This is a genomic window from Psychrobacillus sp., assembly GCF_056205495.1.
The window spans coordinates 1-4,997 of record NZ_JBAEAP010000109.1 but is presented as its reverse complement, the minus strand read 5'-3'; the positions used below and the strand labels follow the sequence as shown (position 1 = coordinate 4,997).

Sequence of the window (4,997 nt, the reverse complement as noted above, 5' to 3'; positions counted from 1 at the left end):
ACTATAGTACTCCGATAGAATTCTTTGCTGAAGAATTTATGTTTTATTGCCAATATCAGCGAAAGGATACCACAGCAATAAAAGAGGTTAAAAGATGTCCAGAAGCCTATACTTTTAACGACAATCTCGTAAAAAACTTAGAAAACCAAGTACAGTTAACAGAGGAGAAAGAGCATTTAGTCAATTATCTTGGAGAATATTTTTCAGATAAAACTGAGCATACCTCGCATTGGCTTGAGGAGTTAATTAGACGTATTAAAAGAAATGAAATATAAGAGGGTTATTCAGCTAATTCCCTAGCTGAATGACCCTCGTTCTATTGATTCGTGATATTAACAGTAGATTTGTCGGGTAAAACTGGTCACATAAAGATAAAAAATGGTAATGTATCTATAATAGGAGGTGAGAGGTATTTGAAACTTTTTATACAAGCTGGCATAGCTTTGGGAGTATTAGTATTTTCTACAATTGCATCTTGGTATGAGGGAAGTACATTAACGCAAGATATATGGGAGTGGAAGCATACAGCTGTTTTTTCAAATTGGTTTAATGGATCAGTAAACCAAACGAATGACATTTTGACAATAGATTATTTTATATATGCTGCTAAATTCGCACCTGCTTATCCTCTAGCTATGCTATTAAGTGGAACGTATTTAATTATACTGATCGGCTACATATTATTTAGAGATAAAACAAAGCTATTTTCTTATTTTCTAACTTGTATTGGAATTTTATTTTTAGTTCTTTGCAGTTTAGTGTCGGGTTCCCCAACGATAGGTCTAACCATGTTTTTTTATAGTTCTCTTTTAATAGGAATTTTAGCGATTGGTGTAGCAATTATCTTACTTGCTACAAACAAAAATAAGGGGATAACAACTTAAATTAGAGGAATTCCCTGTTTCCATAAATAGTTAAATATCATAAGAGCTAAACCAGAAGCCGATACTTCACTAGTGTGGGCTTTTTTTCATTCATAAAATTTAATATGCCTTTAGTGAATCAATCCCGTTTACAAAATAATAAAGAGGATATATTATGTATATATGAATATATAATCATATATAAGTCTTAGGTTTACTTTAAATGGGGGGCAGGGAGTTATTATGTCGGATCATCATAATCACACACACGGTGCCAATAAAAAAGTATTGCTCGTTTCTTTTTTTATCATTTTTACCTATATGATTGTAGAGGCAATAGGGGGCTATTTGACCAATAGCTTGGCTTTGCTTTCAGACGCTGGCCATATGTTAAGCGATGCCGTTTCTTTAGCAATTGCTTTGCTCGCATTTCGCTTCGGTGAAAAAGCTGCAAATAGTAACAAAACATATGGCTACAAACGTTTTGAAATATTGGCTGCAGTGTTAAATGGTTTAACACTGATGGCAATTGCCATTTTTATCTTTTACGAAGCATTTAATAGATTTACAAATCCTCCTGAGGTTGCTACAACTGGAATGCTTGTTATTAGCTGTATAGGTCTAGCTGTAAATATATTTGTAGCTTGGTTCATGATGCAGGGCGGCGATACGGAGGAAAACTTGAATATGCGAGGAGCTTACTTGCATGTTATTAGTGATATGCTAGGCTCAGTCGGAGCAATCATTGCTGCATTACTCATCATGTTCTTTGGATGGGGATGGGCGGATCCATTGGCTAGTGTGATTGTCGCTGCGCTTGTATTAAGAAGTGGATACTTTGTAACCAAGGCATCTCTCCATGTTTTAATGGAAGGTACCCCTCAAAATGTAGACATAAATAACATTGTACAAACAATCGAACAAAACCCTGAAATCCATAGTGTCCATGATTTGCACATCTGGTCTATAACTAGTGGCTTGAATGCACTGTCCTGCCATGTGGTTGTGAAAAAGGAAATGACAATTGGTGAGGGTGAAAAACTACTGCAAAAAGTAGAGCACGATTTAGCTCATCAAAGTATACAGCATGTGACTATTCAACTGGAAACAGAATCACATAAGCACGATTCATCTATTTTATGTACAACAAAGGCAGAAGACACAGGAGCACATCATCACCACCATCACTAAAAACAAGGAGGGTATAAAGTGGAGGAAAAGTTACAGCATGATTTAGACGAAGAAACCCTTTTCGTTGTATCCCAGACGTTCAAAGCATTAAGTGATCCTACTCGTATTAGAATATTAAATTTTTTATGCTGTGAGGAACACTCTGTCAATGAAATAGCGGAATCATTAAATTTGGGGCAAACCACCGTTTCTCATCAGCTTCGCTTTTTAAAGAACTTGCGCTTAGTAAAGTTTCGCCGTGAAGGAACTACCATGTACTATTCAAGCGATGATGATCACGTGATGAATTTATTGCATCAGGCTGTGAGCCATGCCAAGCATTAACTTAATCTTTTGGCTAGGCTTCTACTTGCATTCCAAAGTTGCTTGTAACCAAAAAGAAAGCTCCGATATTTACTTTACGTAAATTTTCGGAGCTTTTTATCTGGTGAGACAGCTTGTAATTATCCTTTAAGTTTTACTTCTCCTGGCTTTTTCATAAATAGAGATAGCACAAGATTAACGATTGCCAATATTAAACCTAGGGTAAAAACGAATGATGAGCCAGAAGCAGTTGCCTCTGCTAAATTATCATTAACCGTTGTTAAATAGCTATTTTGTTTTGCTGATAACACAGAAACCATAATAGCAATCCCCATGGCACCGGCAACCTGTTGAACCGTTTGCGTTATTGCAATACCATCTGGATAATACTCTCTAGGCAATGAATTTAGTGTGTTTGTTTGCGTAGAAGCAAGTACCATACCGATACCAAGCATCATGATAATATGGGTAACAACTAATAACCATGTAGCTGTGTCGGTACCAAATGAAGCATAAAGGATATATCCAATAACAACAAAGATAGTACCTGGAGTTATTACAGCTTTTGGACCAAACTTATCAAACATCCGTCCAATGGTAGGTGCTAAAATACAATTCAACAAGCTTCCTGGTAGTAATACCAGACCTGTAGTAAAGGCAAGCATTAATAATGCCATTTGCATGTACATAGGTAAAACAACAAGCAATGATAGCATATTAAAGAATGTGATAAAGCTCATTACAACTCCCAAGACGAATAAAGGATATTTAAAGGCCTTCAAATTCAGCATTGGATTCTCCATTTTCGTTTGACGAAGAGAGAACAGAATTAATGCAATCACACCAACAATAATGGATGTTATAACGATTGTACTTGTCCAGCCATGTTCTCCAGCAACACTTACTCCATAAACAATGCCACCAAATCCAAGCGTTGAAAGAATTACAGATAAAATATCTATAGAAACTTTGCGAATTTCGTTAACATTAGGCAAGAATACTAAACCGATGATAGCAGAGAGTAGTAAGAACGGAAGGGTTACCCAAAAGATCCATTCCCATGATAGTGTATCTAAAATTAGTCCAGCAATCGTTGGACCTAATGCTGGTCCTGCTAACATAACTAGTCCCATTACTCCCATTGCAGCCCCACGTTTGTTTGGAGGGAAAATAGTAAAGATGACATTTTGCGTTAATGGCAAATTGATCGCTAATCCAGCAGCTTGAATAATACGTCCAACTAGCAAAAGACTAAAAGTTGGTGATACTGCAGCTAAAATAGTTCCAATAATGGATAAAGAAATAGAAGTAAGGAACATTTGACGTGTTGTAAATTTTTGCATCAGAATTCCCGTAACCGGTACTAAGATACCTAAAGTTAAAAAGTAACCCGTGGCTAACCATTGAATGGTTGTAGGTTTAACATCAAATATTAAACTTAAGTCTCCTAAAGCAATATTCAATGCGGTTTCACTAAAAAGTCCGACAAATCCTGCTACTAAAAGAGCAGCCATTATCGGTCCTGTCTTGATCTGTTTATTCATTTATATTTGAAACTCCCTCTATAAAATAGATATTCCCCTAGACTTTGTCTTAAGGGGAATACTTCTTTGTTTAGTATTGTAAACGTTCATGTCTAAATGTTGATATGTTCAAATAATTATTAATGGGTAATCTATTCTTTTTTTCTTTTATTTTTAATCAAAATAGTAATCACTGTATGTCGACTATAAGCGATTTAGATATTCCTTTATAACATTTTTCTTTTGTTCAGACCGGTCTAGTTGTTACTATAACAAAATAATTTCATACGATGTAAGTGTTTTTTTTATACTAAATTTTATCTCATTCACATTTTAGACAAAAATAAGGGGGTAAAGAGTTCTTAGTAATAAGGAGATGAGGAAGGATAGTGTAACTTCTTGTTGCTAGTATAATTTTCGAAAAGTTTTAACCCTCCAGCGGTTTAGCATGGAGGGTTAAGTGACTAGATTAAATTTTAGCCTTTTTATAGCTTTCTACTATTTCTATAATAAGGGAAATAACGATAGAGGCAGCGATGATTATCCATAATACATCCATTGCATTACTCAAAACAACGTTGTTTATTATGATTGTTTTTTCTATATAAGGAAGGGCAGCCTCGTTATATAAATTAGCGTTCCTTGAAATTATGAGAAAAGCAAACGTGCTAAGTATATGGATAATGCCATTTACTAAAGCTACTTTTTTAGTCCATTGACCTACCACCCACTTATAAAGTACGAGTCCTACCTCTAGGACAATAAACGTAACTACTATTGGCCAATAAGATAGTAATACATTTTGTTCAAATATAGGCATGACTAGTTGTAAGCCGTTACCATCTGAAGAACTATAAATACCTAACAGATGGTCAGCATTCCAGTAAATGATTGCCCAGACAGTAATCCAAAAAATACTAAAAATAATTTCTCCTGTAGATATGATTTTTTTAGCGGGAATGATTTGGACATCCTTTAAATCGTCTGGTGACCATGGAGTACCTCTTTTCGTTAAAGGCAGGTCATTTTTAGATAATCCGATTCGTTCAACAATGACAAATACTATAGTGGTCCATATAAACACCTGAGAGGCGGCATAGATGACGTTGACAATAGT

General features: G+C 35.3%; 4 protein-coding genes and 2 pseudogenes. 4 read left to right on the top strand and 2 right to left on the bottom strand.

Going from position 1 to position 4,997, the window contains the following annotated elements; genetic code table 11:
- The 4 genes and pseudogenes from AC06OU_RS03325 to AC06OU_RS03310 all read left to right on the top strand — a co-directional run.
- Positions 1 to 275: pseudogene (locus AC06OU_RS03325) on the top strand (hypothetical protein); the annotation flags it as partial.
- Between the two features lie 138 nt (positions 276 to 413).
- Entirely contained in the window at positions 414 to 884 is a 471-nt protein-coding gene (locus AC06OU_RS03320) for a DUF4306 domain-containing protein (protein WP_475853966.1), read from the top strand.
- Between the two features lie 222 nt (positions 885 to 1,106).
- Positions 1,107 to 2,054 carry a cation diffusion facilitator family transporter gene (locus tag AC06OU_RS03315; RefSeq protein WP_475853964.1) on the top strand — a complete coding sequence of 316 codons (948 nt, stop codon included), beginning with the start codon at positions 1,107 to 1,109 and terminating at the stop codon, positions 2,052 to 2,054.
- A gap of 18 nt (positions 2,055 to 2,072) precedes the next feature.
- Positions 2,073 to 2,378 carry a metalloregulator ArsR/SmtB family transcription factor gene (locus AC06OU_RS03310; RefSeq protein WP_169358345.1) on the top strand — a complete coding sequence of 102 codons (306 nt, stop codon included), beginning with the start codon at positions 2,073 to 2,075 and terminating at the stop codon, positions 2,376 to 2,378.
- 119 nt (positions 2,379 to 2,497) lie between these two features.
- On the opposite strand, the gene AC06OU_RS03305 is transcribed toward AC06OU_RS03310, so the two are convergent.
- Positions 2,498 to 3,901, bottom strand: a complete 1,404-nt coding sequence (locus AC06OU_RS03305) for a DHA2 family efflux MFS transporter permease subunit (RefSeq protein ID WP_475853963.1) — start codon at positions 3,899 to 3,901, stop codon at positions 2,498 to 2,500.
- Between the two features lie 448 nt (positions 3,902 to 4,349).
- A pseudogene (locus AC06OU_RS03300) lies at positions 4,350 to 4,997 on the bottom strand (hypothetical protein); the annotation flags it as partial.

Coding starts and splice junctions, on each gene's coding strand:
- AC06OU_RS03315 (WP_475853964.1), top strand. CDS start 1,107: ATGTCGGATCATCATAATCACACACACGGTGCCAATAAAAAAGTATTG.
- AC06OU_RS03305 (WP_475853963.1), bottom strand. CDS start 3,901: ATGAATAAACAGATCAAGACAGGACCGATAATGGCTGCTCTTTTAGTA.